Genomic DNA, 23,261 nt, shown 5'->3' with positions numbered 1-23,261 from the left:
AAAATGGCGGCGTCGCTCAGTCCACCACCCGGAACGTCGCGTCCGCGCGGGCCGTGGCGTCGCCGATGGTGTCGATCCGGAGCCGGTAGGCGTAGTGGCGGATGTACCGGTCGGGGAAGTTGTACGACTGGTACGACGTCCACTCCGGTGACGCGAGGCCGTCGACCGCCCGGAAACTCGCGTCGGCCCGGAACTGGGCCGAGCCGTCGTCCTCCTCGAGGACGAGTTCGTAGTTCTCGTGCCGCAGGTAGTGGCCGGGGAAGTTGACCGACCGGAAGGACACGGTGCCCGTGCCGGCCAGGCCGGGGACGATCCGCCACTGGGCGTCCTGCGCGGGGGAGACGTTCGCGTCGATGCGTGCCTGGTAGTCGGCGTGCCGCCAGTACCGGTCCTGGAAGTTGTAGGACTGGACGCGGCTGCTCGCGGTGCTGCCCCAGCGGCCCAGGACCCGGTTCTCCTCCGCCTGGGTCAGGTTGAGGATGGAGCCGTGCCGCTTGCGGTTGGCGCCCAGGCTGTAGCCGCTCGCCCGCTGGAAGTTCTCGACGTTCCCCAGGTTCGTGGACGTGATCGGCATGTAGCCGCGGCCCGTGGCGAACTGGTCGAGCCACATCGCCCATTCGTCGCGGCCGTTGAACTGCATCCACATCGGACCCTCGACCACGGTGCTGCCGGAGATCGCCCCGTTGGAGATGTTGAGGTGCGACAGGTTCCCGAGGTTGGTCCACGAGCCCAGGATGCTGTTGCTCGCGTCGACGGTGATGTGCCGGGCGGTGACGTTCGCCCGGTAGTAGCGGTAGCCGCCGACGATGTTCGGCACCTCGATGATCTGCGTGTCGATGATCTCGTCGGAGCCGGGCGGCGTGATGTACGGCCGGGGTGTCGTGATGCTGCGGAAGTCGGAGGTGCGCGCGTAGTAGATGCGGTGCTTCGTGGCGCCGTTCTGCGGCACGTTGGTCGCCCAGTACAGGACGTAGTCGCCCGTGGCGGGGTTCCAGATGGCCTCGGGGGCCCAGGCGTTGCGGCCGTCGGGGATGGCGCCGGCGACGTTCAGCAGCCACGGGTCCGACCAGTTCACCAGGTCGGTCGACTCCCAGACGACGAGGTTCCGGCTGCCGTTGTTGATCGCCGTCGACCAGCTCGTACCGCAGCCGATGCACAAGTCGGTGGCGATGATCCAGTAGCGGTCGCCGTCGGGCGAGCGCACGAGCGCGGGGTCGCGGACCCCGCCGGTGCCGATGTCGCTGCGCAGGACGATGCCGCTGTCGTTGAGGTCGGTCCAGGTCAGGCCGTTGTCGCTGTGGGCGAGGTAGATCTGCTCGCCGTTGTTCGACGACTCGCCGGTGAAGTGGGCCATGAGGTAGCCGGTGAACGGGTCGAGCGCGGCGGCGCGCTCGGCGGTGGCGACGGTCCAGCCGGCCACCAGGGAGAGGGCGGCGAGCAGGGCGGTCAGCCAGACGGCCGCGCGCCGCCTTGCCGGGGCGTGGGTCATACGAGCACTCCTTCGTGTCGTGGGTGGGTGGAACGTGTCAGGGTGTGGGGACGACGACGGCGATGGTGCCGTCGGCGTTGAACCTCAGCCGGTCGATCGCGACCTCGCGGTTGGTGCCGTTACCGGCGGGGACGGCGAACCGGTGGTAGGCGATGTACCAGGTGTCGGTGCCGGGGGCCCGGACGACGGAGTGGTGGCCGGTGCCCTTGATGCCGAGGTCGAGGTTCTTGCTGAGGATGACCCCGCGCTTGGTCCACGGTCCCAGGGGAGACGACCCGGTGGCGTAGGCGACCCGGTAGTCCTCGGAGCGGGTGTCGTTCTCGGACCACATCAGGTAGTAGGTCCCGTCGCGCTCGATGACGAAAGCCCCCTCGTTGTAGCCCGACGGCGTGATGTTGCGCACCTGCGCCGGGTCGAACGACGTCATGTCGTCGTTCAGGGGCACGACCCGCAGAGCACCCTGTCCCCAGTACAGGTAGGAGCGGCCGTCGTCGTCGGTGAAGACCATGGGGTCGATCGCCTGGCCGGAGTAGGTGCCTGCCGCCACGAGCGGCCGGCCCAGGGCGTCGCGGAACGGTCCGGTGGGGGAGTCCGCCACGGCCACGCCGAGCTGCTTCGCGGTGTTCCCCGAGGCGGCGCCACCGCTGAAGTACAGGTAGTAGCGGCCGTTCTTCGCCGCCACGGCCGGGGCCCAGGCGGAGTTGTCGGCCCAGGAGACGTCGGGACCGTGGTCGAGGATGGTGCCGTGGAAGGTCCAGGTCTCCAGGTCGGCCGAGGACCAGGCGGTGTACTGCGTGCCGGACCAGCTCGCGTAGCCGTCGGTGGTCGGGTACAGGTAGTAGCGGCCGTCCAGGTGGACGATGTGGGGGTCCGCGAACAGGCCCGGCAGGACGGGGTTGGCGGTGGTCTTCGGTACCCAGGGGGAGCGGACCCGGAAGGAGCTGTCGGCCCGGTACAGGTCCGAGTCCTGGACCGGGTCGATCCACAGCTCGTTGTCGCGGTGGCGCAGCCGGCGGTCCGGGAAGTTGTACGACGCGAACGTCACCGAGCCGGACACCGACCCCGTCTCGGCGCAGAACGTCGCGTCGGCGCGGAACGTGGCCGAGCCGTCGTTCGTCTCCAGGCGCACCCGGTAGTCGCGGTGGCGCAGGAAGCGTCCGTTGACGGCCTGGAACGAGTAGCACGACGTCGATGCCAGCCCGGGCACGACGGTGAACGTGGCGTCCTGCTTGGTCTGGTTCGTGCTGGAGGACGTGACCGGGTCGATGCGGCCCAGCCAGTCCTGGTGCCGGATGTACCGCCCGGGGTAGTTCACGGACTCGAGGGATGCCCGCCCGAGGTCGATCGTCGCGGGGGCCGCGCCGGCGGGCGGGATGATCGCGGCCGAGCCCAGTATCAGGACGGCGAGTGCGGCAATTCGTTTCATCGCTCTCTCCTTCGAGGACGCGGCAGGCGTCGTTGCCTGCTCGGTGAACGAACTCCCAGAATGTTAGCGCTCACATCGGGTATTTGGGAAGCGCTTGCCGTCATGGGTCCGGGGCCGCCGCCGTGATGTGGGTCAGCACGCAGAGCCAGCGACCGTCCCGGTTCACGTACACGTCGGTCGTCCACTCGTCGGCGTCGACGCGGCGGCCGAGGTAGTGGGCGGTGTTCGTCACCCGCGCGGTGAGGATCGCCGTGTCGCCGTGCACCCGGATCCTCGGTTCGCTGACGCTCGTCATCGCCGAATGGGTCAGCTCCCCGGACTCCACGAGCGCGAGGAACCGCTCCTTGGGCGAGACTCCCGACTCCGAGACGATGACCCATTCGTCGGCCATGAAGCTGCCGATCCGGGCGGCGTCGTTGGAGACGATCGCATCGGCCCAGTCCTGCGCGAGGGCGATGAGTTGGGCGTGGGCAGGAACGCCCTCAGGTCCCGTACCGGGTGTGCCGGTGCCGTCGTCCATGGTTCGAATGTAGCGATGCGCCAGTTCTTGAGCGCAGGGAGGCGTTGCTCCCACGCGGCGTCGCTCACTGGACGGCCACGCCGCTCTCGCCGTCGAGGCCGACGACGGTCGAGACACCTCCCGCGCCCCGGCTCCTTCAGTGCGGCCAGCCGGCGACGTGCTCGGCGATGATGGCGCGAGCTTCGTCGAGTTGGTCCTCCGGGAGCGGATGGACTGCCTGGTAGGCGGCGACGAACGAGTCGCGCGCGTCCGGTGGCGTGGGTTTCCAGTCGTGGTATCGGGTGCCCAGGTAGGCGGCCGCCTTGGCCAGGTCGTCGACGCGTCGCTCGTACCGGGCCTCCTCCAGGTCGAGGATGGCGGAGATCCCGCCGCCGGCCCAGAGGATGTTGGCCGAGCGAAAGTCGTTGCCCACCAGTTGCGTGCCAGATCGCGGAGGCTCCGCCGTGGGGACGACGCTGGGATATGCAGCGAGCGCGGTGTGCAGAGTCGCGAGCATCTCACCGGCCGCCCGGACCTGCGTGACGTCCGAGACGTCGAGGAGATCGCCGGGCACCACGTTCTGCAGGCCGAGAGAGACTCCGTCGACCTCCAGCTGGAGACTCCCGTCCTGCGCGGGCTGTGGTGGCGACACGGGGAGACCGCGCTGGTCGAGCCAGCGGGTGAGCCGGGCGATCGCGGCGAGGCGCGTGAAGACCGGCGCGTGCATCGACCACTTCGCGATCATTCGCCGGTCGCCCACGGTGATCCAGGCCATCATGTTCCCGGAGCTGATGACGAGCCGTTCGCACGAGTCCAGGGTCCGTCCCCAGTGCTGGGCGATAACCTCGGAAAGCCAGCTGACCGCCGCCGTCGGGGAATCGAAGCGGAATCGTCGGGCCAGAGCCTCGCTCGGATCGGCGGACTCCCACAACATGCTCAGCGACGGCGGGCTCGCCGCGAGGAAATCAGGCATGGCCACGAGTCAACAGCAGACTGCGGCGACGTGCCGAACCGGATGCCCTTCGCCGATGCGCCGGAACTCGCCTGTCCGGCGATGCTGCGGCGAACGGTGGTCAGCGCGCGTCGAGCTCCGCCATGATCGCGAGCAGCTCGGCTCGGCGGGAGCGCGGTAGCGGGGCGAACAGTTCCTCGGCGGCGGCCTGGTATGCCTGCAGCCACGTCTCCGACTGCTGCTCTCCCTCGGGGGTCGCGACCATCTTCGTCACGCGCCGGTCCGCCGAGTCCTGGACGCGCTCTACGAGTCCGTCGCGGACCAGTGCATCGAGCAGGGAGGATGCCGTCCCCTGCGCGATGCCGACGGCGGCGGCGACGTCGGTGACCCGGATGGGCCCCAGCCGTGCGACCTCCACGAGCACCCGCGCCCGCGGGAAGGAGACCCCGACCTCCGCGAGCCGTTCGTCGAACTCGCGGGCCAGGACCTTGGCCACCCGGCCGAACGTGTCCGCGAGCTCGGCGGCCGAGGGTTCGCTGTTCTTCCCATCGGGTTGGTCTGCCATGACGGAGCCTCTCCTTCGGTAATGCCTTGACACCAGTATGCATCGGTGTCAATCTATCGATGCAGATGTATTGGCGCCGATGCATCGAACAGGATGCATCGTCATCGACAGTGGAGGAGTCTTTCATGCGCATCTTCCTGACCGGCGGCAGCGGCTTCGTGGGGCGGCACCTGATCCGCCGGCTGCGGGCCGAGGGGCACACCGTGCTGGCCCTCGCTCGTTCGGACGCCAGTGCGCGGACGGTGACCGACGCAGGTGCCGAGCCGGTGCGCGGCGATCTCGCCGAGTTGTCGGGTGCGGGCGGCCCGGCGCGTCGCCCGGCCTGGCTGGACGGGCTCGAGCGGGTCGACGCCGTCGTGCACGCCGCGGCCCGCATGGAGTTCTGGGGGCCGGACGCGGGCTTCCGGGCCGACAACCACGAACCGACCCTCGCCCTGCACGCGGCCGCCGCGCGCGCCGGGGTGTCCAGGTTCGTGCTCGTCAGCGCCGCCAGCGTGACCACGGGTGGTCCGCGCCAGACCGTGGTGGACGAGAACACCCACGAGGGCAGGCCCAACATCGCCTACAGCCGGGTCAAGCTGGCCACGGAGCGCGCGTTGCGCGGAACCGCGACGCCGGGCATGAGCCTGGTGATCCTGCGTCCACCGTTCATCTGGGGTGCGGGGCAGACCACCATCGCCGACATCGCCGAGGTCGCCAGGAGGGGGCAGTGGACGTGGATCGACGACGGCCGCCACGTCATGGACTTCGTCCACGTCGGCAACCTCGCCGACGCCGTGGCCCTGTCCCTGACGCGTGGTCGCGACGGCGGGGTCTACTACATCACCGACGGCAACCCGATGTCGGTGCGCGACTACTTCACCGCGCTGCTGCGCACCCAGGGCGTCGACGTCTCCGGAAGCCGCAGCATCCCGATGGCCGTGGCCGCACCACTGGGGGCCGTCATCGACGGCACGGCTCGCCTGCTGCGCGCCCGCACCGCGCCCCCGCTGACCAATTGGCTGGTCAGCAACATGGGCCGCGACCGCACCTATGACATCGGCGCCGCTCGCACCGATCTCGGCTACCGGCCGCGCGTGAGCGTGGACGAGGGCATGCACGAGATGGCCGGGCAAGCGCGATGACGCGCTCTTCCTGCTGGTGCCCCGGCACGTCGGAGGACGTCCTGACGGGGCCGGAGGCGCTCACGCCTCGGGAGGCGGGAGATGGCACGGTTCATGCCGGCCCCGGCCGTGGAGGCGACACTGGGCGTCCTCGGGGACCCGACTCCGCGTGAGCAGTGGATCAGTCCCGACGTGGAGACCGTGCTCGGACGCCGCCCGCGCACGTTCGCCGACTGGGCCGAGCGGCACCGGGAGGCGTTCACGGGAGCGTGACGAGGCCTCGGCGGTGCCGTACCGATGAGTCCCGGGTACCGGGGGAGTCACACCAACGACAGGCCCGTTGCGGCGACCCCATGAAGGAGATCCGACATGCTCACTACCCTGCGCGGCTTCAGCAGCTTCTCGGTGCGTGACACCGCCGAGGCGGCGACGTTCTATCGCGACGTCCTCGGCCTCGTCGTCCGCGAGACCCCCATGGGGCTCGAGATCGACGCCACGGGCGGCTCACCCGTGTTCGTCTACGCCAAGGGCGACGCCCACGAGCCCGCGAGCTTCACCGTCCTCAACCTGATCGTCCCGGACATCGACATGGCCGTGGACCAGCTCGCCGAGTCCGGCACGAGCATGCTCCGGTACCCGGAGTTCGGTCAGGACGAGCGGGGGGTCGCGCGGTCGACCGACCCGTCCCAGGGGCCGACGATCGCCTGGATCGCCGACCCGTCCGGGAACGTCGTCGGCCTCATCGAGGCGTGAGCGACTCCGCGGGCCGCGCAGGCGTGCGGAAGATCGCGACCAGGTTGACGACGAGGGCGACGACGAGCACTCCCACAGCCGGAACCAGGAGGTCGGGGGCCAGGGACGGTCCGGTCGCGAGGAGGTCCCACCGGCCGACGGCGACCGTTCCGGCGAGCGCCGCCCAGAGCGCGGTCTCCAGGGTGGTGAGCCACTCGCCGGCCCGGACGTGGAAGCCGCTCGCCATGAGCGACACGACCGCGAGCCCGACCGCGGCGAGCGGCGTGGTCCACTCGGCCACCCCGAGCAGCATGGGGGCGACGAGCGCGATCGGAGCCGCCACCTCGGCGATGCCGATCAGGAGGGTGAGCGGGCGGGGCAGGTCGGCGAACCCCGTCCAGCGGTCGATGCCGCGGCCGAGGATCTTGGGCAGGCCCGCGAACAGGAAGAACAGTGCGAGAACGAGCTGTGTCGCCCAGAGGGTGGTGTCGAGCATGGTGCTCCTCGGGTTCGTCGGCCGGCGGGTTGCCGGCCGTTGCGGACAGGACGAATCGCCGGGCGAAGGTGTGACGGCCGGGCGCTGTCACGCCCGAGGAGCCACGATCGTCCCGTGGGTATGAACGACACCCAACGGATCGCCGTCGCCTCCCGCGAGGACCGGGCCTACCTGCTCGCCGTCGCGCACCGGATCGTCGGCGACGCCGCCGAGGCGGAGGACGTGGTGCAGGACGCGTTCGCGCGCCTCACGGTCCAGGACGTCGGGAAGATCCGGGACCTGCGCGGCTGGCTCGTGGTGGTCGTGCGCCGGCTCGCGCTGGACCGGATCGGGTCGGCGCACGGGCGGCTGTCGGAGCCGCGCGACCCGGCCGCGGCGGACCTCGATGCGGCGGCCGACACGCCGGACCCGGCCGACCGCGTCACCCTCGACGACGAGATCCGGCGCGCGTTGTCCGTCGTGCTGGACCGCCTCACGCCCGGCGAGCGCGCGGTCTTCCTGCTGCACGACGTGTTCGGGATCCCGTTCGGGACCGTGGCGGAGATGGTGGGCCGCACGCCCGCCGCGTGCCGGAAGCTCGCGAGCCGTGCCCGGCGGGCGATCCGGGAGTCGGGCCCGACGCCGGACGGGCCGCCGCGCGCGGATCCTGAGCTGCGGGGCGTCGTCGACGGTTTCGTCGCGGCGTGCGCCGGCGGAGACCTCGACGCCCTGACCAGGCTCCTGCATCCCGACGTGTCGGGCTGGGCGACCCTGCGCGGCGAGCGCGTCGGAGCCGACGCCGGCGCCGCACGGGTGGCCGCCGGATCGCTGCGGTACCTGGGCCCGGGGTCCGGCTGGCGCCTGGCGCCGCTGATGCTCGACGACGGCGTGGCCGTCGTCGCGACCCAGGACGGCGACCCCGTGGCGCTGATCCGCCTGCTCGTGGCGGACGGGCTCGTCGCGGCGATCCACACGGTCCTGCTGCGCTGAACGCGCTCCTGGGGGAGAGTGGGAGTCCCTGGAACCGGCCGCGCGGGCCCCCTACCGTCGTGTGTGCACCGGACGGCCCCGCACCTTGGAGGAGACGATGACCACCGAACTGCCCGCCCCGATCCAGGAGTTCGTCGACGCGACCAACGCGGCCGACACCGACCGTTTCCTGGCCGTGTTCACCGACGACGCCTACCTGTACGACTGGGGACGTGAGTTCCACGGCATCGAGGGCGTCGCGGAGTGGAACCAGACCGACAACATCGGCATGGAGAGCCGCTTCGAGGTCGTCTCGCGCGAGGACGGCCAGAGCGCGGACGAGCACGTCGTGACGCTGAAGGTGAGCGGCAACCGGTTCAACGGGACCGGTCCGCTGAAGTTCCACCTGCGCGACGGCAAGGTCGCACGCGTCGTCATCGAGTGACCGCGCCGGCGCGGCGCCCGCCGATCAGGAACGTGGCCGCGGGAACCAGCAGCACCGCCGCCAGCACCCAGCAGGTCACGCCGAACCCCGCTCCGGCCAGCGCCCCGGCCAGCAGGGGCCCGAGGCTCGCGCCGACCCCGATGAGGAAGGCGTACCCGGCCATCCCCGCGCCCCGGGCCTGACCGCTGGCCGTCCCGACGACGGTGACCGCCGCGGGGACGACGACGGCCAGTCCCGCCACGAAGACGGCGCTGCCGGCCAGGGTCACCCAGACGGGTCCGCCCAGCGCCTCGATCGCGAGCCCGGCGGCGGCGCCCAGGAAGGCCACCCCCGCGGTGCGGTGCGGGCCCCAGCGGCGGACGAACACCCCGGCGAACGCGCCGAGCACGATGCCGGGGAGCCCGGGCAGCCGCAGCAGCAGGCCGGTGACCGGGCCCGTAGCGCCGAGCTCGGCGCTGTGGGCCTCGAGCGCGACGTACATGCCCACGAACGTGAGCAGGAGGGTCAGCGCCGCGGTGTACGCGACCAGGATCTGCGGGCGCCGGAACATCCCGACCATCGTGGCGAGCGCGCGGCCCGGCGAGCCGGCCGCCGCGGACCTCTCGGCGGCAGGCAGGCGCGGGATCAGGAACGCGGCCACGGCCAGGAGCGGGGCCAGGCCCCACAGCGCCCAGTTCCAGCCCGCCGGTTCCAGGAGCAGCCCCCACGCCTGGCCGACGATCCCCGACAGCAGGTACGACGTGGACAGCACCGCGAGCGCCGTCGCGCGAACCCGTTCGGGCAGCACCCGGGGCAGGTAGGCGAGGGCGACCGGAGGGAGCGCGGGCGCCACGAAGCCCTGGACCGTGCGCGCCGTGACGAGGCTCTCCACGTTCGGGGCGAACCCGGCCGCCAGGTCGGTGACGGCGACGGCGATCAGTCCGAAGGTCATGACGGCCCGGGGGTCGACGTGGTCGGACAGCGTGGGGAAGACGAGATTCCCCACGGCGAAGGCGAGCCCGAAGGCGCTGCCGATCCAGGCGGCCGTCGTGACGGTCGTGCCGAGGCTTCCGGCGACGTCGGACACCAGGGGGATGGTGACGTACAGGTGGGACACGGTCAGCAGGACGGCCGCCATGAGAACGGCGGTGACCGGGACGGGCCCGGTGAATCGGGTGGTGCGTGCCGGCGTCCGAACGACGTCGACGGTGAGCGGAGCACTCACTGGTCCTCCTCGAGAAATCCAACGATTGAGTTGGAGTCTGGCACGCCACATGTCCAACGTGCAAGTTGGAATTAGGATGGCGGGATGGCATGGGACACGGCGGCCACCCGGCGGAAGATCCTCGACGCGGCGCTCGCGGAGTTCGCCGAGCACGGACCCGCGGGCACCACGGTCGACCGGATCGCCCGGCGTTCCGGTGTCAACAAGGAGCGGGTCTACAACTACTTCGGGAACAAGTACGCGCTGTTCAAGAAGGTGCTCGCGGTGGAGAGCGAGCGCATCGCCGGCGAGGTCGCCTTCGACCCCGCCGCAGCGGACCCGATCGGCGACTACGCCGGGCGGATCTTCGACTACCACCAGGTCCACCCGGAGCTGGCGCGCCTGCTGCTGTGGGAGGGGCTCACGGTTCCGGGCGAGGTGCCCGAGGAGGAGGCGCGCCGGGCCCACTACGCGGCGAAGGTCGACGTCTTCGCCAGGGCGCAGGAGGCCGGGGTGCTGCGCGACGACCTCGAACCCGGCATGCTCGTCTACGCGATCATGGCCCTCGCCAACTGGTGGTCGGCGTCCCCGCACGTCGCCCGCATGGTCACCGGGACCGAGCCGGACGACGCCGCCCGGCGGCGGGCCGCAGTCGTGGCCGCGGCGCGGCGGCTGGCGGCGCCGGGGGTGTGATGTCAGGCGACACCACTGGGGCTTGCGCTGACACCACAGATGGTGTCATAGTGGTGCCATGGACATCACGCACCACGTCGACGACCTCCAGCAGCGGCTCGCCGTCGCGGCCGACGCCGCGGGTGAGGACGCCCGGCAGCTCGCCCGGCGCCTGACCGCGCCGCTCGACGCCGCCGTGCGGCTCGTGCTGCTCGACGCGCTCTCCGAGGCCGCCGGCGAGATCTCCGCCGAGCTCGCGCCCGGCTCGGTCGACGTGCGGCTGCGCGGGGGTGACCCAGAGTTCGTCGTCGTGCCGCCTGCCGCGCAGGCCGCGCCCTCCGCACCGGCCACGGCGCCCGCCGCGCCGGCTGCCGACCTCGAGGGCGCCGCCACCTCCCGTACCACCCTGCGCCTGCCCGATCGCCTCAAGGCGCAGGTCGAGGTCGCCGCCGCCCGCGACGGCGTCTCGGTCAACACCTGGCTCGTGCGCGCGGTCGCCGCGGCGCTCGACCCGTCCGCCGACAACCCGGCGCCCGAGAGCGGGTCCGAGCGGCGCGGGCGCAACCGGCACACCGGCTGGGTGCGCTGACACCCGCCGCGACACCACACCCGGTCCACCTGACACCATACCGACACCACTCCCGGAGGTCCGCCATGCCCACTTTCCCCGCTCCCGGTCCCGTCCCGATCCGCGTCGACGTGCCCTTCGGCAACCTGCGCGTCGTCGCGGGCGAGCGGGACGACGTCGTCGTCACCGTCCTGCCGACGGACCCCGCCAAGTCCGGCAGCGTGCGCGCCGCGGAGGAGGTGCGCGTCCAGCGCGACGGCGAGGCCGTCGAGATCACCTACCCCGGCTCCTGGAAGCAGTGGGTCCTCCCGTTCGCCGCGGGCACCGCCGACGTCACGGTCGAGCTGCCCGAGGGCTCCGACGTCCGGGGCAAGGTCGGCTCGTTCTTCGCTGAGGGGTCGCTCGGTACCGTCGAGCTCACCGCCTCCGCCGGCGATGCCCGCGTCGAGGAGGTGGACCGCATCGACCTCAAGGTCTCGGCCGGCAACGCCGTCGTCGGCCGGACCGTCGACGCCGCCGACCTGAGGGTGAGCGCCGGCTCGGTGCGCATCGACGAGTTCACGGGCGAGGGCTCGGTCCGGGCGACCAACGGCACCGTTACCGTCGGCGACGTCATCGGGTCGCTGGACGTGACCGGGGCCCACGCCGAGATCGCGGTGAGCCGCGTGCGCGGCACGCTCACCGCGAAGTCGGCGCACTCCGGCATCCGCGTCAACAACGTCGTGTCCGGCAGCGTCACGCTCAGCACGTCCTACGGCTCGATCGAGGTCGGCGTGCCCGAGGGGACGGCCGCGTTCCTCGACGTCGCCTCGGAGCACGGAGCCGTCCGCAACCAGCTCACACCCGCCGCCGCTCCCGTCGAGGGAGAGGCCACCGCCGAGGTCCACGCCCATACCGGGTACGGCGAGATCATCATCCGCCGCCCCTGAGCGTGCCCCGGCGAACGGCCCGCCGTTCCTGACCCGACCCGCCGCTCACCCCCGACCGATAGCCACCCGCCCGCCCTGACCCGAGCGCGCCCGGAAACAGCTCTGACCTATCTGGAGGAATCATGCGAAGCCCTGCGTCCACGCCGGCGATCGACGTCGTCGGCCTGAGAAAGTCGTTCGGCGACAACGAGGTCCTGGGCGGCGTCACCTTCGACGTCCGGCGCGGCGAGATCTTCGCCCTGCTCGGCTCGAACGGCGCCGGCAAGACCACGACGGTGAACATCTGCTCGACGCTCCTGCGGCCCGACGCCGGCACGGCCACCCTGAACGGCCACGACGTCGTCGCGCGGCCCGAGGACGTCCGCCGCTCCATCTCGCTGACGGGGCAGTTCGCCGCCGTCGACGAGGTGCTGACCGGCCGCGAGAACCTCGAGCTCATCGCGCGGCTGCGCCGGGTCCCGGGCCCGAGGACGGTCGCCACCGGCCTGCTCGCGCAGTTCGGCCTGACCGACGCCGCGGACCGCCGCGCCGCCACCTACTCCGGCGGCATGAGGCGCCGCCTCGACATCGCCATGAGCCTGGTCGGCTCGCCGGAGATCATCTTCCTCGACGAGCCCACCACCGGCCTCGACCCGGAGGCGCGGATCGAGGTCTGGCGGACGGTCAAGGGCCTGGCCGACAACGGCACCACGATCCTGCTCACGACCCAGTACCTGGAGGAGGCCGAGCAGCTCGCGAACCGCATCGCGATCCTGCACGGCGGAACGATCATCGCGAACGGCACGCTCGCCGAGCTGAAGACGATGTTCCCGCCGGCCAAGGTCGTGTACGTCGAGAAGCAGCCCACCCTCGAGGAGATCTTCCTCGCCATCATCGGAAAGAAGGAGGCGAACTGATGCTTCGCGACACCTCCACGCTCACCGGGCGCCTGATGAAGCAGATCCTGCGCAGCCCGGACACGATCATCACCGTCGCCATCACCCCGATCGCGATCTTCCTGCTGTTCCGGTACGTGTTCGGCGGGGCGATCGAGACCGGCGGTGCCAACTACACCAACTACCTGCTGCCCGGCATCCTGCTCATCACCATCGCGTCCAGCGTGGCGTACACGGCCCTGCGGATCTTCAACGACACCAGCAAGGGCATCACGGCCCGGCTCGCCACCATGCCGATCTCGCGCTCGGCGGTGCTGTGGTCGCACGTGCTGACCTCGCTGGTCTCGAACGCGGTCACCGCCGTGCTCATCGTCGGCATCGCGTTCGCGATGGGCTTCCGTCCGGAGGCGAGCCTGCTCGACTGGCTGGCCGCCCTCGGGGTCCTCGCGCTGTTCACGCTGGCCCTGACCTGGATGTCGGTCATCCCGGGCCTGACCGCCACCACCATGGAGGGCGCCGGCGCGTTCTCCTACCCGCTGATCTTCCTGCCGTTCCTCAGCTCCGCGTTCGCCCCCACGGACTCGATGCCGGGCCCGGTCCGCTGGTTCGCCGAGAACCAGCCGGTCACCTCGGTGGTCGAGACGCTGCGGGCGCTGTTCGAGGGACAGCCGGTCGGCGACGACATCTGGATCGCGCTGGCGTGGATCGTCGGCATCGGGGCGCTGTGCTACGTGCTGGCACTGCGCACCTACCGCAGGAAGGTCTGAGAGGCCGGCCGCATCCCGGCTCAGAGACGCCGCTCGATCTCGTCGACGATCTCGGCCGGGCGGGGCGTCACGTCGACGGCGATCCCGGGCTCGTCGTCCCGCAGGGGCTCGAGGGTGGCGAGCTGGCTGTCGAGCATGGTCGGCTTCATGAAGTGCCCGGCGCGGCCCTGGATGCGCTCGCGCAGCAGTTCGTAGGAGCCGGTGAGGTGCACGAACCGCACCTCACCGGCCCGGCCCGCGGTGCGCAGGAGGTCGCGGTACTCGCGGCGCAGCGCGCTGCACGGGACGACGGCGGTGCGGCCCTCCTCCAGCTCCTCGGCCAGCCAGTCGCGGATCGCGCGCAGCCACGGGCGGCGGTCCTCGTCGTCCAGCGGGTGGCCGGCCGCCATCTTCGCGACGTTCTCGCGCGAGTGGAAGTCGTCCCCCTCGGCGAACGTCGCGCCGAGGCGGCCCGCCAGGAGGGCGGCGACGGTCGTCTTGCCCGACCCCGCGACGCCCATCACGATGATCGCCCGCGGCCGGCGTCCCGACCTCGCTGTCCCGGTGACTTCGGTGTCCATGGCCCCATCATGGACCATGGCGGACCATTCATCGGCTCATTGGCAGGTGAATCATGTCACCATTGCGGACTAGACTGGGCAGATGCCCTCCGCGCTCCGCAGTCCGGTGCTCGACACCCTGGGCCGCCGCATCACGAGCGGCGAGCTCCCGGCCGGGGCCGTGCTGACGCTCGACGGCATCGGGGCGGAGTTCGGCGTGTCGCGCACGGTCGCGCGCGAGGCGATGCGGCTGCTCGAGGGACTCGGGCTGGTGCGGTCCGGCCCGCGCGTCGGGATCGTCGTGCTGGGCCACGACGAGTGGAACGTGCTGGACTCGCGCGTGATCGCCTGGCGGCTCGCCGGTCCGGGCCGCGTCGCGCAGCTGCGCTCGCTGACGGAGCTGCGTCAGGCCGTGGAACCGCTCGCCGCCCGGGGCGCGGCGCGGGGAGCCTCGGCGGCGGTACGCGACGAGCTCGTCGCGATCGCCCGCCGGATGCGGGCCCTCGGCGAGGCCGGCGAGGGCGACCACGAGGAGTTCCTGGCGCTCGACATCCGGATGCACCAGCTCGTGCTGCGCTCCAGCGGGAACGAGCTGTTCGCGGCGCTCGCCGGCGTCGTCTCCGTCGTCCTGTCCGGGCGCACGCACCTCGGCCTCATGCCCGTCCACCCCGAGGCCGAGGCGCTGGACGCGCACGAGGCCGTCGCGAACGCGGTGGCCGCCGGCGACGCGGCGGCGGCCGAGGAGGCGATGGCGCGGATCGTCCGCGAGGTACGCGGGGCACTCGACGCGCGGGGTTCCTCCGCTCAGCAGCCCACGAACTCGGCGTCGTCGGACCAGCCTGTGTCGGCCCAGTCCTCGGGCGCAGGCGGCGTGAAGTCCGGGTAGGTGTCCGCGAGCTCGCCCAGCAGCCAGTTCGTCCAGCGCGCGGCGCCCTGCGGGCAGGTGTGGGTGCCGTCGGAGCTGCGGTCCACGTTCCCGTCGCGCTCCCGCCGGAACTCGTCGCCCCACACCTCGCTCGCGTCGAGCAGGATCGCGTCGTCGGAGGCGTCCGCGACCTCGGCGGCCGCCTCGGTGGCGTGCGCGAGCTCGTCGAGGTGGGGCTCGTAGAACTCGTCGCCGCGGATCGGCGGCATCGTGACGAGCACGAGCTTCCCGCCGGCGGCGGTCACCGTGTCGAGCAGCTGCCCGTAGGCGTCGCGCTGCTCGTCGACCGTGCCCCAGTCGTACGTGGTGATCTGGTAGATCACCGTGCTCGGCCGCGCCGAGCGGATGCGGTCGGCGACCTCGGCCGCGATCTCCTCGGAGTTGGGCCCGACGACGTTCCCGCCGCCCGTGGACGCCATCGAGCTGAACTCGACGCCGGCAGAGCCGAACGCCGCGTGCAGCGGGGTGGCCTGCCCCGCCGCGACGGAGTCGCCGAGCAGCACGACCCGGGACAGGCCGGGGCCGGACGCGTCGAGGGCGGTCGGCGCGGTGTCGGGCCACTCCCCGGCGCCGCCGGGGGCCGAGCAGGCCGCGGTGGACGCGAGCAGGAGCGCGCCCGCGCCCAGGGTCAGGAGCCGGGGGAGCGGGCCGCGCGCCGTCGCGGTGGTCGCGTGGTTCGTCGCGTGGTTCGTCGTCGTGCGGCCGGTGATGTCGTTCATGGCGTCCACGCTGCCGCCGCCACGTCGCGCCCGGTCCGCCGCCGTGTCGCGATCGTGTCGCAGACGGTCCGCCGACGGCGCGCGGCCGGGTGCCCGCCCGCATACTGGCGACGTGGCATCGGTATTGCTCATCGAGGACGACCCTTCGGTCCGGCGCGGGCTCCAGCTGGCCCTGAGCCGGCACGGGCACGACGCGCGGACCGCGGGGTCCGGCGAGGACGGCCTGCGCGAGTTCCGGACCCATCCGCCGGATCTCGTGGTGCTCGACCTGATGCTGCCCGGCATGGACGGGTTCGCGGTGTGCCGCCGGCTGCGGGAGGCCGGCGAGGTGCCCGTCATCATGCTGACCGCGCGCGGGGATGACGCCGACGTGGTCGGCGGCCTCGAGGCCGGCGCCGACGACTACGTCGTCAAGCCGGTCCAGCCCGCCGTCCTGGACGCCCGGATCCGCGCCGTGCTGCGCCGCGGCACGAGCGCGCCCGACGGCGTGCGCGTGTACCGGGACCTGCGCATCGACACCGCGGCGCTGACCGTCACGCTCGCGGGCGAGCCGGTCGCGCTCACGCCCACCGAGCTCCGGCTGCTGCTGACGCTCTCGCGCAGCCCGGGCCGGGTGCTCTCCCGCCAGCAGCTGCTGGAGGAGGTGTGGGAGCACGGCTACCTCGGCGACTCCCGGCTCGTGGACAACGGCGTCCAGCGGCTGCGCGCCAAGGTCGAGGAGAACCCGGCGGCTCCCGAGTACGTGCAGACCGTGCGCGGGTTCGGCTACCGGTTCGGGCCCGTATGACGGACGGTCCCGGCCGGTTCCGCGGCCTGCGGGCCCGCCTGCTCGTCGCGTTCGTGCTCGTGACGGTGCTCGGGGCCGCCGCCGCGGCGTGGACGGGCGCGGTCCTGGCGCGCAACGCCCTGCTCGAGGAGAGCCGGCGCCAGGCCGCCACGACGATCGGCGGCCGGGTCACCGCCGTCGCACCCACCCTCGACCTCCCGCCCGACCAGGTCACCCTCGACCGGCTGCGCGACGCCGTCGGCGGGCGCGCCCTCGTCGTCCACGAGAACCGCACCTCCGCGCGCGGCCTGGACGCGGGCGTCCTCCCCGACGAGCTGCGCGCCGCGGTGCGCGGCGGCGACCGGATCGTGACGCAGCGCGTCGTCGCCGACGGCACGCCGTGGCTCCTGGTCGGCACGCCCCTGGTCACGACCGCGCCCGACGGCGCACGGACGCCGTCGGGCATCGAGGTCTACGCCGCGCGGGACCTGGCCGACGTGCAGCGGCAGATCGACGGCCTCACCACCCGGGCGCTCGCCACCGCCGCGATCGTCCTGCCGCTCGCGATCGTGCTCGCGCTGCTCGCCGCACGCAGCGTGCTGCGCCCCGTGCGCGACCTGCGCGACACCGCACGCCGCCTCGCCGACGGCGACCTCGGCGCCCGCTCGCCGCCCCGCGGCTCCGACGAGCTCGCCGACCTCACCCTCACCGTCAACCGGATGGCCGGGTCCGTGCAGACCTCGATGGAGGCCATGCGGCGCATGGAGGCCGACGCGCGCCGCTTCGCCGCCGACGTGTCCCACGAGCTGCGCACGCCGCTGGCGACGCTCACCGCCGTGATGGAGGTCCTCGACGGCGCGACCGACGACCTCGACCGCGACGCCCGCGAGGCCGCCGAGCTCGCCATCGCCGAGACGCACCGCCTGGTGCGGCTCGTCGAGGACCTCATGGAGGTCTCCCGGTTCGACGCCGGCACCGCCCGCCTGCGGGTCGAGGACGCCGACGCGACCGCCGTCGTGCGGGAGACCCTGCGCGCCCGCGGCTGGACGGACCAGGTCCGCGTCGACGCGCCCGAACACCTTCCGGCACGGTTCGACCGGCGGCGGATCGACGTCGTCGTCGCCAACCTCGTCGGCAACGCGCTGCGGCACGGGCGGCAGCCGGTCCGTGTCGGGGTGTGCGCGAGCGCGGACACGCTGCGCATCGAGGTGTCGGATCGCGGTCCCGGGCTGCCCGACGACGTGATCGGTCACGTCTTCGACCGCTTCTACAAGGCCGACGCCGCACGCGTCCGCTCCGGCGGCAGCGGCCTCGGTCTCGCGATCGCCCGTGAGAACGCGCGCCTGCACGGCGGTGACCTCACGGCGGGGAACGACGACGGCGGGGGGGCGCGGTTCGTGCTCACGCTGCCACGGCAGGCGCGGGAGCCCGCGCCGCGGGAGGAGGAGACATGAGCGACGGCGCGCGGCGGGGAACCCCCGTGCCCGGGGCCGTGCCGGCCGTGCTGGTCGCGGTGGCCGTGCTGCTCGCCGGCTGCGGCGTGCCGCCGTCGGGAGTGATAGACGGCGGCCGCGCGCCGACGGGTGTCGCGCCCGGGCCGACGCTGTACTTCGTCGGCCCGGACGGCGAACTCGTCGCGCAGACCCGGGACACCGGCCGGCTCGGCACGATCTCCGACGCGCTGGCGCTGCTGCTGACCGGCACGCAGGACCCGGCGCTGCGCACCGGGATCACGTCCGGCGGCACGACCCGGGTGGGCGTCACCCACGACGGCGACACGATCGAGCTGCACCTGCCGCTCGCCGAGTACGACGTGACGCCGCGGGGCCTCGACCAGATCGCGTGCACGGCCCTGGCCACGCACGTCCAGGCGGGCGGCTCGGCGGACACCAGGGTCCGGGTGCTGCTCACGGTCACGGAGCCGGGGTCGGACGCGGGAGAGCCGCGGGGTTGCCCCGTGGTCGGCCGAGCGGCGGTCAGGTGAGGTCGGAGATGTCGATCTCCACCGGGTCGGGGGCGGGGAGCAGCCACAGGAGCGTCAGGCCGAGCACGACGGCGACGAGCACGAGCGCGCCGCGCAGGCCGTCGAGGGCGGGCAGGTGGGTGTCCGTAAGGCCGGCGGCCGGTGGAGCGGTCGGCGGGGTGGTCGTCGTGGGTCGGGCGTCCATGGTGGCGACCGTCCCGCACGCTCGTCGCGGCCCGGTCGTCCCGATGTCGCGGTCGTGTCGCAGGCCGGAGGGTGTCGCGGCGTCCGGGTTTGGGGGAGGGCTCGGACATAGGGGATGATGCTCCGCATGTTGTTCGAGTACTTCGCGAGCCCAGACGACGAGACCGCTGCCGGCACCATCGACGGGCGGTCCCTCGGCTCGACCGTGCGGTCGCACGTCGTCGACCCCGCGTCGGTGCTCGGTCAGCTCGAGCGGCTGCTCGGTGCCCGCCGGGACGACGACGGCCTCCTGAGCGCGCAGATGATCGCCGAGAGCGAGGACGGCGCGCGCCTCGTGATCCGGCTCTCGGCGCACATCCTGTCGCTGTACGGGCGCGTGCAGCCGGACACGGTCAAGCTCCTGGTGGACCAGTGGGCGATGTCGCGCCGCTTCCGCCGCGGGTCGACCGGCGAGGACCTGTACACCTTCGCCGCGGATCTGCACACGCTGTGCCGCGAGGGCCGGGGCGGCGTCTACTGCCGCGCCACCGCGGACCCCTCGGAGCTGGCTGCCCCGCCGACGCCCGCACCGGAGTCGATGGTCCAGGCCCGCACCGAGGACGGTGTCCTCAAGCCACTCCCGCGCCGCGCCTAGGCGGTTCTCTCCTGCCAGGTGCACAGGCAGGAGCGGTTGCCCTCGGTGTCGGCCAGCACCCAGAAGGCGGGTGCCTCGCTGTCGTCGACGACACGTCCGCCGGCCGCCACGGCCCGGTCGATCCGGCCCTGGACCTGCGACGGGTCGACCCACACGTCCAGGTGCCAGCGCTGCCGCGGTTCCTCGCTGCCCGAGGCCTGGAACCACACGACGGGCAGGCGGCCCATGGGGTCGCCGAGCTCGTCGGCCGCCCACGGACGGTCGCCGTCGGCCGCGTCGCCCTCGTAGGCGAGGAACTCGCGCCAGAACGGTCGCACGCCGTCCCGGGCGGGCGTGTCGAGCGCGAGCTCCAGCCTCGACAGGCCGGTGCCGTCGAGGCTCACGCCCGCGTCGCGGGCCAGGCCGGCGACGGTGCGCGCCAGCGACACGTCGCGCTCGGTGACGCCCCCGGCGTCGTGGCTCGTCAGGCGGATGTCGACGTGCGGGTAGCGCAGGTCCACGTCGGGATGGTGGTTCGCCGCCTCGGCCGCCGCGCCGATGGCGTCGACCAGCGCCAGGCCGGTGGCGAAGCTGCCCGTGGCGGCCCGGGTGTAGAGGGCGTCCCCGAGGAACACCCAGCCCGTCAGGCCGGCGTCGGCGATCTGCTGTCCGGTGAGAGTGCTCATGCCTTCGATCGTCCCACCGGAGGCGGACACGGACACGGCGGCAGGATGTCGCGTGGTCGGTCGGATGTCGGTCTGTCGGTCGCCCGAGGAACCGACCGTGCGACGTCCTGCCGACCACGGCGAGCCGGTAACGTGCTGGTCATGGCGACGAGCGAAGACGACGGCGACCCGGTCCGGCGGGCCGCGCAGTACCGGGTGGACCGGGAGGCCGCCAGGGAGCGGGTCGGGTCCGGGGCCGAGCCGGAGGACGATTCCGGCGAGGACTCCGGTGAGGAGCGCCGCATCGGCACCATGAGCCAGGAGGAGCGCTCCCGGTTCGTCGACACCGTGATCGACCAGGCGATCCGCCGCGGGGAGTTCGACAACCTGCCGCTGGAGGGCAAGCCCATCCCGGGGATCAAGGGCGCGCACGACCCCGACTGGTGGGTGAAGAACCTGGTCGAGCGCGAGAAGATCACCGGGGTGCTGCCCGCCGCGCAGCTCCGCCACGACGCGGCCGGGCTCGCGGACCAGCTCGACCGCGAGGTCACCGAGGAGCGCGTGCGCGAGATCGTCGAGGAGTTCAACGCCCGCGTGATCGACGCCCGCCGCCAGCTCACGGGCGGGCCGCCGGTCGTGACCCCCACCCGCGACGTCGACGCGGAGGTCGCGCAGTGGCGTGCCCGCCGCGAGGCACGCCGGGCAGCGCGCGGAGGTACGACGGACGGCCGCCGCACGACGCCGGGCGAGGCGGAGGCCGCCGGCGACGACCGGCGCAGGAAGCCCTGGTGGCGGCCGTGGTGACCCGCGGCTGCCCCGGTGCCAGGATGGACCCATGGCGACGGTGATGGGCGAGGCTCCGGACTCGGGCCCGATGTTCGACGGCGTGCGCATCGGCCGACCGGCGGCCGGCGCACTGCGGCATGCGGGCTACCGCGCGCTCCCCGACCTGCCGGAGGACCTCGACGAGCTGCTGAGCCTGCACGGAGTGGGGCCGAAGGCGGTCCGGATCCTGACGGAGGCGCGGAACACCCGCCGGTCGTGGTGAGGCGCCCACGGGTGAGGACACGTGCAATTAATGGAGCAGGCGCTCTATTATTGGCGTCATGACCACGACGCGCATCCGCCAGTCACCCTTCGTGCCCATCCTGCTGATCGGCGGCGGAACGGCGCTCGGCGTGCTGCTCGGACTGTTCGGCCCGGGCCTCGCCCGCGGCCTCACCAGCCTGATCGAGCGGACGCCGTTCCCCGTGCACGGCCTCGTCGAACGGCTCGGCGAGATCGACCAGGCCTGGTCGCTGCCCGTGCTCGGCGGCGCCGGCCTGCTGGGCGGGATCTTCCTTGCCGTCGTCGCCCTGGGCGAGGCACCCGAGCTGGAGGTCGCCCGCGACCACCTCGAGCACCGGCAGGAGGACCGCGAGCTCTGGGTGGAGCGCGCCGAGACGGCGGTCGCCTTCCGCGACCGCAACGACCTCGTGCTCCTCGCGTCCGACGGCGGTCTGCGCGCGCGGCTCGACATCAGCGACCTGCCGCGGACCAAGATCCGCGGCGCCCTGACCGGCGACGGCTGGCCCCTGCGCGACGACGACCCGTACGACGCCGACTTCCAGCCCTGGGCCGACGGCCGCCCCGGATTCACGCCCGAGGAGCAGGCGCTGCTGCGCGAGCGCCGCGAGAAGCGCAAGGACAAGGCGGCCCGGCGCACGGCGGACGAGGCGCTCGCGGCGGCCGGCCTGGTGGTGCGCGAGCGGGACGACCGCCTGCAGGTGCGCCGGGTGCGCGGGCGGCGGGCGGCGTCGGACGTGAACCCCGAGGGCGTGCGTGGCACGGACCGTTGATCCGGCCCGCCACGAGGCGAGGCGGCTCGTCATCATCGACGCGGCCCTGACCGTCTTCGCCGCCCACGGGTACGACGGCGCGACGACGGCCGCGATCTGCCGGCAGGCGCGGATCGGCTCGGGGACGCTCTTCCACTACTTCCCCACGAAGCTCGCCGTCCTGCTCGGCATCCTGGACCACGGCACGCGCGAGGTGCGGGAGTCGGCCGCCGACTACGACGGGCGTGAGGACCCGCTCGGCGTGCTGCTGGAGATCGTGGGCGGCAGCGCCGACGAGGCCGCGGACCCGAGGATGCCCGGGTTCGTGCGCGCGGCGGCGGGGGTGATGCACCTGCCCGAGGTCGCCGCGGCGCTCGACGCGGACGCGGAGGCCCAGCGGGATCGCATCCGCCCGTGGGTGCGGCAGGGGCAGGAGGCCGGTGAGGTGCGCACGGACCTGCCGGCCGCGCGGATCGTGTCGTGGCTGATGCTGCTGATGGACGGCTTCCTGGAGCGCATCGCGGTGGAGCCGGGCTTCACGGCACTCGGCGAGAGGGACCTGCTCGTGGCGACGGCCCGCGAGTTCCTCGTGCCGAGGTAGGAGGGACTCGCGGGCCGCCCGGGACGGCGATCAGGCCTGCGAGGTGGCCTCGGCCGGCTCGGAGGACTCCTCGTTCTCCTTCGCGGCCGCGATGATCAGCGCCGCGGCGACCGCACCCACGGCCGCGACGGCGGCGATCGACGCGGCGACGGCGACCTGGGCGGCGACGCTGGCCGCACCCCACTCGCTGCCGGCGATCTCCTCGGCGCGCGCCTCGGCGGCCTTCCGGTCCTCCTTGCCCACCACGTTGGCGACCAGGCCGGAGCCGTGCAGCAGGGAGATCAGGGTCGCGGTGCGCTCGTCCGGCTCCGCGCCCTCGACCAGAACCTTCTTCAGGGTCACGCGCAGCTCGTTCTCATGGGACGAGTCGGCGGCGGGCCAGCGGGTCTGCGGCAGCATGCGGAAGAGCTTGGTCTCCTCCTTCTCCAGGATCCCGCGCTCGACCAGCCCGTCGAGGAGATTCTCCTCGGCGTTCTCGGCGATGCGCTCGACCACCTTCTGCGCCCGGCGCTCCTCGCCCTTGGCGGCCTCGAGGGCCGCGTCGAGGGCCTTGTTGCCGGTGGGGTCGGGGTTGGTGATGAGGATCTTGGCGTCGGCCGCCTCCTTGCGCTCCTCCTTCGTCGCGCCGGCCTCGGGCCCGCCCTGGGTGAGGATCCTGTTGGCGTTCGCGAGGTCGGCCAGAAGGGCGCCGGCGAGGCGGGCATTCAGGTTGTCGACGTTGACTGTCTTGCCCGACTCGTCGTCGACGGCAAGCAGCAGCAGGTCTTCGGCAATCAGCATGCCCGCACCATATCTCGATT

Annotated in this window: 31 protein-coding genes; 19 read left to right on the top strand and 12 right to left on the bottom strand. The window is 72.8% G+C overall.

The window, feature by feature from the left end:
* Window positions 1-16: 16 nt before the first annotated feature.
* The 5 genes from IIE03_RS21390 to IIE03_RS21370 form a co-directional block, all read right to left on the bottom strand.
* Complete coding sequence (locus IIE03_RS21390; protein WP_192864792.1) at window positions 17-1,489, bottom strand: glycoside hydrolase family 43 protein; 1,473 nt, start codon at window positions 1,487-1,489, stop codon at window positions 17-19.
* Window positions 1,490-1,526: 37 nt separating this feature from the next.
* Window positions 1,527-2,915, bottom strand: coding sequence for a family 43 glycosylhydrolase (locus IIE03_RS21385; RefSeq protein ID WP_225998132.1), 1,389 nt, complete (start codon window positions 2,913-2,915; stop codon window positions 1,527-1,529).
* A 100-nt stretch (window positions 2,916-3,015) separates the two neighbouring features.
* On the bottom strand, window positions 3,016-3,435 hold the full coding sequence (locus tag IIE03_RS21380; protein WP_192864791.1) for a nuclear transport factor 2 family protein: 420 nt from the start codon (window positions 3,433-3,435) through the stop codon (window positions 3,016-3,018).
* A gap of 136 nt (window positions 3,436-3,571) precedes the next feature.
* Window positions 3,572-4,387, bottom strand: coding sequence for a phosphotransferase enzyme family protein (locus tag IIE03_RS21375; protein ID WP_192864790.1), 816 nt, complete (start codon window positions 4,385-4,387; stop codon window positions 3,572-3,574).
* Between the two features lie 100 nt (window positions 4,388-4,487).
* Window positions 4,488-4,931, bottom strand: a complete 444-nt coding sequence (locus tag IIE03_RS21370; protein ID WP_192864789.1) for a MarR family winged helix-turn-helix transcriptional regulator — start codon at window positions 4,929-4,931, stop codon at window positions 4,488-4,490.
* Between the two features lie 125 nt (window positions 4,932-5,056).
* Here IIE03_RS21370 and IIE03_RS21365 point away from each other — a divergent pair, with 125 nt between their 5' ends.
* The 3 genes from IIE03_RS21365 (at window position 5,057) to IIE03_RS21355 (ending at window position 6,787) form a co-directional block, all read left to right on the top strand.
* Window positions 5,057-6,055 carry an NAD-dependent epimerase/dehydratase family protein gene (locus tag IIE03_RS21365; RefSeq protein ID WP_192864788.1) on the top strand — a complete coding sequence of 333 codons (999 nt, stop codon included), beginning with the start codon at window positions 5,057-5,059 and terminating at the stop codon, window positions 6,053-6,055.
* Between the two features lie 81 nt (window positions 6,056-6,136).
* Window positions 6,137-6,307 (top strand): hypothetical protein, encoded by a 171-nt coding sequence (locus IIE03_RS21360; protein WP_192864787.1) that lies wholly within the window; start codon window positions 6,137-6,139, stop codon window positions 6,305-6,307.
* 96 nt (window positions 6,308-6,403) lie between these two features.
* Window positions 6,404-6,787, top strand: a complete 384-nt coding sequence (locus IIE03_RS21355; protein WP_192864786.1) for a VOC family protein — start codon at window positions 6,404-6,406, stop codon at window positions 6,785-6,787.
* Here the strand turns inward: IIE03_RS21355 and IIE03_RS21350 are convergent.
* Window positions 6,774-7,262: a DoxX family protein gene (locus IIE03_RS21350; protein ID WP_192864785.1), complete on the bottom strand. Its 489-nt coding sequence runs from the start codon at window positions 7,260-7,262 to the stop codon at window positions 6,774-6,776. The genes IIE03_RS21355 and IIE03_RS21350 overlap by 14 nt on opposite strands.
* A 120-nt stretch (window positions 7,263-7,382) precedes the next feature.
* Here IIE03_RS21350 and IIE03_RS21345 point away from each other — a divergent pair, with 120 nt between their 5' ends.
* Window positions 7,383-8,231: a sigma-70 family RNA polymerase sigma factor gene (locus tag IIE03_RS21345; RefSeq protein ID WP_225998171.1), complete on the top strand. Its 849-nt coding sequence runs from the start codon at window positions 7,383-7,385 to the stop codon at window positions 8,229-8,231.
* 97 nt (window positions 8,232-8,328) lie between these two features.
* The gene (locus IIE03_RS21340) at window positions 8,329-8,655 is read left to right on the top strand and encodes a nuclear transport factor 2 family protein (RefSeq protein WP_192864783.1); all 327 of its coding nucleotides are present in this window, start codon (window positions 8,329-8,331) and stop codon (window positions 8,653-8,655) included.
* On the opposite strand, the gene IIE03_RS21335 is transcribed toward IIE03_RS21340, so the two are convergent.
* Entirely contained in the window at window positions 8,645-9,859 is a 1,215-nt protein-coding gene (locus IIE03_RS21335; protein WP_192864782.1) for an MFS transporter, read from the bottom strand. The two genes, IIE03_RS21340 and IIE03_RS21335, sit on opposite strands and share 11 nt — an antisense overlap.
* A gap of 84 nt (window positions 9,860-9,943) precedes the next feature.
* On the opposite strand from IIE03_RS21335, the gene IIE03_RS21330 reads away from it, so the two are divergent.
* The 5 genes from IIE03_RS21330 (at window position 9,944) to IIE03_RS21310 (ending at window position 13,649) form a co-directional block, all read left to right on the top strand.
* Complete coding sequence (locus tag IIE03_RS21330; protein ID WP_192864781.1) at window positions 9,944-10,531, top strand: TetR/AcrR family transcriptional regulator; 588 nt, start codon at window positions 9,944-9,946, stop codon at window positions 10,529-10,531.
* 58 nt (window positions 10,532-10,589) lie between these two features.
* On the top strand, window positions 10,590-11,099 hold the full coding sequence (locus tag IIE03_RS21325; RefSeq protein ID WP_192864780.1) for a toxin-antitoxin system HicB family antitoxin: 510 nt from the start codon (window positions 10,590-10,592) through the stop codon (window positions 11,097-11,099).
* A gap of 65 nt (window positions 11,100-11,164) precedes the next feature.
* Entirely contained in the window at window positions 11,165-12,007 is an 843-nt protein-coding gene (locus IIE03_RS21320) for a DUF4097 family beta strand repeat-containing protein (protein WP_192864779.1), read from the top strand.
* Between the two features lie 122 nt (window positions 12,008-12,129).
* On the top strand, window positions 12,130-12,903 hold the full coding sequence (locus tag IIE03_RS21315) for an ABC transporter ATP-binding protein (RefSeq protein ID WP_192864778.1): 774 nt from the start codon (window positions 12,130-12,132) through the stop codon (window positions 12,901-12,903).
* Window positions 12,903-13,649 (top strand): ABC transporter permease, encoded by a 747-nt coding sequence (locus tag IIE03_RS21310; protein WP_192864777.1) that lies wholly within the window; start codon window positions 12,903-12,905, stop codon window positions 13,647-13,649. The genes IIE03_RS21315 and IIE03_RS21310 overlap by 1 nt, the downstream gene beginning before the upstream one ends.
* A 20-nt stretch (window positions 13,650-13,669) precedes the next feature.
* Here IIE03_RS21310 and IIE03_RS21305 read toward each other — a convergent pair whose 3' ends face one another.
* Window positions 13,670-14,209, bottom strand: a complete 540-nt coding sequence (locus tag IIE03_RS21305) for a gluconokinase (protein WP_192864776.1) — start codon at window positions 14,207-14,209, stop codon at window positions 13,670-13,672.
* Window positions 14,210-14,291: 82 nt separating this feature from the next.
* Between IIE03_RS21305 and IIE03_RS21300 the strand changes: the two genes are divergently transcribed.
* The gene (locus tag IIE03_RS21300) at window positions 14,292-15,074 is read left to right on the top strand and encodes a FadR/GntR family transcriptional regulator (RefSeq protein WP_192864775.1); all 783 of its coding nucleotides are present in this window, start codon (window positions 14,292-14,294) and stop codon (window positions 15,072-15,074) included.
* Here IIE03_RS21300 and IIE03_RS21295 read toward each other — a convergent pair.
* The gene (locus tag IIE03_RS21295) at window positions 14,993-15,832 is read right to left on the bottom strand and encodes an SGNH/GDSL hydrolase family protein (protein WP_225998131.1); all 840 of its coding nucleotides are present in this window, start codon (window positions 15,830-15,832) and stop codon (window positions 14,993-14,995) included. The two genes, IIE03_RS21300 and IIE03_RS21295, sit on opposite strands and share 82 nt — an antisense overlap.
* Before the next feature lie 112 nt (window positions 15,833-15,944).
* On the opposite strand from IIE03_RS21295, the gene IIE03_RS21290 reads away from it, so the two are divergent.
* Genes IIE03_RS21290 through IIE03_RS21280 form a run of 3 tightly spaced genes read left to right on the top strand, consistent with a single transcriptional unit; the run spans window position 15,945 to window position 18,582 of the window.
* Window positions 15,945-16,619 carry a response regulator gene (locus tag IIE03_RS21290; protein WP_192864774.1) on the top strand — a complete coding sequence of 225 codons (675 nt, stop codon included), beginning with the start codon at window positions 15,945-15,947 and terminating at the stop codon, window positions 16,617-16,619.
* Window positions 16,616-18,052: a sensor histidine kinase gene (locus IIE03_RS21285; protein ID WP_192864773.1), complete on the top strand. Its 1,437-nt coding sequence runs from the start codon at window positions 16,616-16,618 to the stop codon at window positions 18,050-18,052. Before IIE03_RS21290 ends, IIE03_RS21285 begins: the two co-directional genes overlap by 4 nt.
* Entirely contained in the window at window positions 18,049-18,582 is a 534-nt protein-coding gene (locus IIE03_RS21280; protein WP_192864772.1) for a hypothetical protein, read from the top strand. Before IIE03_RS21285 ends, IIE03_RS21280 begins: the two co-directional genes overlap by 4 nt.
* Here IIE03_RS21280 and IIE03_RS21275 read toward each other — a convergent pair.
* Window positions 18,575-18,766: a hypothetical protein gene (locus IIE03_RS21275; RefSeq protein WP_192864771.1), complete on the bottom strand. Its 192-nt coding sequence runs from the start codon at window positions 18,764-18,766 to the stop codon at window positions 18,575-18,577. The genes IIE03_RS21280 and IIE03_RS21275 overlap by 8 nt on opposite strands.
* A 126-nt stretch (window positions 18,767-18,892) precedes the next feature.
* On the opposite strand from IIE03_RS21275, the gene IIE03_RS21270 reads away from it, so the two are divergent.
* Window positions 18,893-19,399: a hypothetical protein gene (locus IIE03_RS21270; RefSeq protein ID WP_192864770.1), complete on the top strand. Its 507-nt coding sequence runs from the start codon at window positions 18,893-18,895 to the stop codon at window positions 19,397-19,399.
* Here IIE03_RS21270 and IIE03_RS21265 read toward each other — a convergent pair.
* On the bottom strand, window positions 19,396-20,064 hold the full coding sequence (locus IIE03_RS21265) for a 4a-hydroxytetrahydrobiopterin dehydratase (RefSeq protein WP_192864769.1): 669 nt from the start codon (window positions 20,062-20,064) through the stop codon (window positions 19,396-19,398). The genes IIE03_RS21270 and IIE03_RS21265 overlap by 4 nt on opposite strands.
* 141 nt (window positions 20,065-20,205) lie before the next feature.
* Between IIE03_RS21265 and IIE03_RS21260 the strand changes: the two genes are divergently transcribed.
* From IIE03_RS21260 to IIE03_RS21245, 4 genes are read left to right on the top strand one after another with little or no spacing between them, the layout of a single operon-like run.
* Entirely contained in the window at window positions 20,206-20,847 is a 642-nt protein-coding gene (locus IIE03_RS21260) for a DnaJ family domain-containing protein (protein WP_192864768.1), read from the top strand.
* A gap of 31 nt (window positions 20,848-20,878) precedes the next feature.
* Window positions 20,879-21,091 carry a helix-hairpin-helix domain-containing protein gene (locus IIE03_RS21255; RefSeq protein WP_225998130.1) on the top strand — a complete coding sequence of 71 codons (213 nt, stop codon included), beginning with the start codon at window positions 20,879-20,881 and terminating at the stop codon, window positions 21,089-21,091.
* Window positions 21,092-21,149: 58 nt separating this feature from the next.
* The gene (locus IIE03_RS21250; RefSeq protein WP_192864767.1) at window positions 21,150-21,881 is read left to right on the top strand and encodes a YqeB family protein; all 732 of its coding nucleotides are present in this window, start codon (window positions 21,150-21,152) and stop codon (window positions 21,879-21,881) included.
* Entirely contained in the window at window positions 21,865-22,461 is a 597-nt protein-coding gene (locus IIE03_RS21245) for a TetR/AcrR family transcriptional regulator (protein WP_192864766.1), read from the top strand. Before IIE03_RS21250 ends, IIE03_RS21245 begins: the two co-directional genes overlap by 17 nt.
* 30 nt (window positions 22,462-22,491) lie before the next feature.
* Here the strand turns inward: IIE03_RS21245 and IIE03_RS21240 are convergent, their stop codons facing one another.
* A complete protein-coding gene (locus IIE03_RS21240; RefSeq protein ID WP_192864765.1) occupies window positions 22,492-23,241 on the bottom strand; it encodes a GOLPH3/VPS74 family protein in 750 nt (249 codons plus the stop codon).
* Window positions 23,242-23,261 lie beyond the last annotated feature (20 nt).

It is taken from the genome of Myceligenerans pegani (assembly GCF_014892515.1).
Classification (GTDB): domain Bacteria; phylum Actinomycetota; class Actinomycetes; order Actinomycetales; family Cellulomonadaceae; genus Myceligenerans; species Myceligenerans pegani.
Note: the sequence above shows the minus strand (reverse complement) of the source record. Positions and strands in the feature narration are given on the sequence as shown.

What these genes read in the sequence shown, in the direction of transcription:
- IIE03_RS21390 (WP_192864792.1), bottom strand. Translation starts at nt 1,489, where the DNA reads ATGACCCACGCCCCGGCAAGGCGGCGCGCGGCCGTCTGGCTGACCGCC.
- IIE03_RS21385 (WP_225998132.1), bottom strand. Translation starts at nt 2,915, where the DNA reads ATGAAACGAATTGCCGCACTCGCCGTCCTGATACTGGGCTCGGCCGCG.
- IIE03_RS21380 (WP_192864791.1), bottom strand. Translation starts at nt 3,435, where the DNA reads ATGGACGACGGCACCGGCACACCCGGTACGGGACCTGAGGGCGTTCCT.
- IIE03_RS21375 (WP_192864790.1), bottom strand. Translation starts at nt 4,387, where the DNA reads ATGCCTGATTTCCTCGCGGCGAGCCCGCCGTCGCTGAGCATGTTGTGG.
- IIE03_RS21370 (WP_192864789.1), bottom strand. Translation starts at nt 4,931, where the DNA reads ATGGCAGACCAACCCGATGGGAAGAACAGCGAACCCTCGGCCGCCGAG.
- IIE03_RS21365 (WP_192864788.1), top strand. Translation starts at nt 5,057, where the DNA reads ATGCGCATCTTCCTGACCGGCGGCAGCGGCTTCGTGGGGCGGCACCTG.
- IIE03_RS21360 (WP_192864787.1), top strand. Translation starts at nt 6,137, where the DNA reads ATGGCACGGTTCATGCCGGCCCCGGCCGTGGAGGCGACACTGGGCGTC.
- IIE03_RS21355 (WP_192864786.1), top strand. Translation starts at nt 6,404, where the DNA reads ATGCTCACTACCCTGCGCGGCTTCAGCAGCTTCTCGGTGCGTGACACC.
- IIE03_RS21350 (WP_192864785.1), bottom strand. Translation starts at nt 7,262, where the DNA reads ATGCTCGACACCACCCTCTGGGCGACACAGCTCGTTCTCGCACTGTTC.
- IIE03_RS21345 (WP_225998171.1), top strand. Translation starts at nt 7,383, where the DNA reads ATGAACGACACCCAACGGATCGCCGTCGCCTCCCGCGAGGACCGGGCC.
- IIE03_RS21340 (WP_192864783.1), top strand. Translation starts at nt 8,329, where the DNA reads ATGACCACCGAACTGCCCGCCCCGATCCAGGAGTTCGTCGACGCGACC.
- IIE03_RS21330 (WP_192864781.1), top strand. Translation starts at nt 9,944, where the DNA reads ATGGCATGGGACACGGCGGCCACCCGGCGGAAGATCCTCGACGCGGCG.
- IIE03_RS21325 (WP_192864780.1), top strand. Translation starts at nt 10,590, where the DNA reads ATGGACATCACGCACCACGTCGACGACCTCCAGCAGCGGCTCGCCGTC.
- IIE03_RS21320 (WP_192864779.1), top strand. Translation starts at nt 11,165, where the DNA reads ATGCCCACTTTCCCCGCTCCCGGTCCCGTCCCGATCCGCGTCGACGTG.
- IIE03_RS21315 (WP_192864778.1), top strand. Translation starts at nt 12,130, where the DNA reads ATGCGAAGCCCTGCGTCCACGCCGGCGATCGACGTCGTCGGCCTGAGA.
- IIE03_RS21310 (WP_192864777.1), top strand. Translation starts at nt 12,903, where the DNA reads ATGCTTCGCGACACCTCCACGCTCACCGGGCGCCTGATGAAGCAGATC.
- IIE03_RS21305 (WP_192864776.1), bottom strand. Translation starts at nt 14,209, where the DNA reads ATGGACACCGAAGTCACCGGGACAGCGAGGTCGGGACGCCGGCCGCGG.
- IIE03_RS21300 (WP_192864775.1), top strand. Translation starts at nt 14,292, where the DNA reads ATGCCCTCCGCGCTCCGCAGTCCGGTGCTCGACACCCTGGGCCGCCGC.
- IIE03_RS21295 (WP_225998131.1), bottom strand. Translation starts at nt 15,832, where the DNA reads ATGAACGACATCACCGGCCGCACGACGACGAACCACGCGACGAACCAC.
- IIE03_RS21285 (WP_192864773.1), top strand. Translation starts at nt 16,616, where the DNA reads ATGACGGACGGTCCCGGCCGGTTCCGCGGCCTGCGGGCCCGCCTGCTC.
- IIE03_RS21280 (WP_192864772.1), top strand. Translation starts at nt 18,049, where the DNA reads ATGAGCGACGGCGCGCGGCGGGGAACCCCCGTGCCCGGGGCCGTGCCG.
- IIE03_RS21275 (WP_192864771.1), bottom strand. Translation starts at nt 18,766, where the DNA reads ATGGACGCCCGACCCACGACGACCACCCCGCCGACCGCTCCACCGGCC.
- IIE03_RS21270 (WP_192864770.1), top strand. Translation starts at nt 18,893, where the DNA reads ATGTTGTTCGAGTACTTCGCGAGCCCAGACGACGAGACCGCTGCCGGC.
- IIE03_RS21265 (WP_192864769.1), bottom strand. Translation starts at nt 20,064, where the DNA reads ATGAGCACTCTCACCGGACAGCAGATCGCCGACGCCGGCCTGACGGGC.
- IIE03_RS21260 (WP_192864768.1), top strand. Translation starts at nt 20,206, where the DNA reads ATGGCGACGAGCGAAGACGACGGCGACCCGGTCCGGCGGGCCGCGCAG.
- IIE03_RS21255 (WP_225998130.1), top strand. Translation starts at nt 20,879, where the DNA reads ATGGCGACGGTGATGGGCGAGGCTCCGGACTCGGGCCCGATGTTCGAC.
- IIE03_RS21250 (WP_192864767.1), top strand. Translation starts at nt 21,150, where the DNA reads ATGACCACGACGCGCATCCGCCAGTCACCCTTCGTGCCCATCCTGCTG.
- IIE03_RS21240 (WP_192864765.1), bottom strand. Translation starts at nt 23,241, where the DNA reads ATGCTGATTGCCGAAGACCTGCTGCTGCTTGCCGTCGACGACGAGTCG.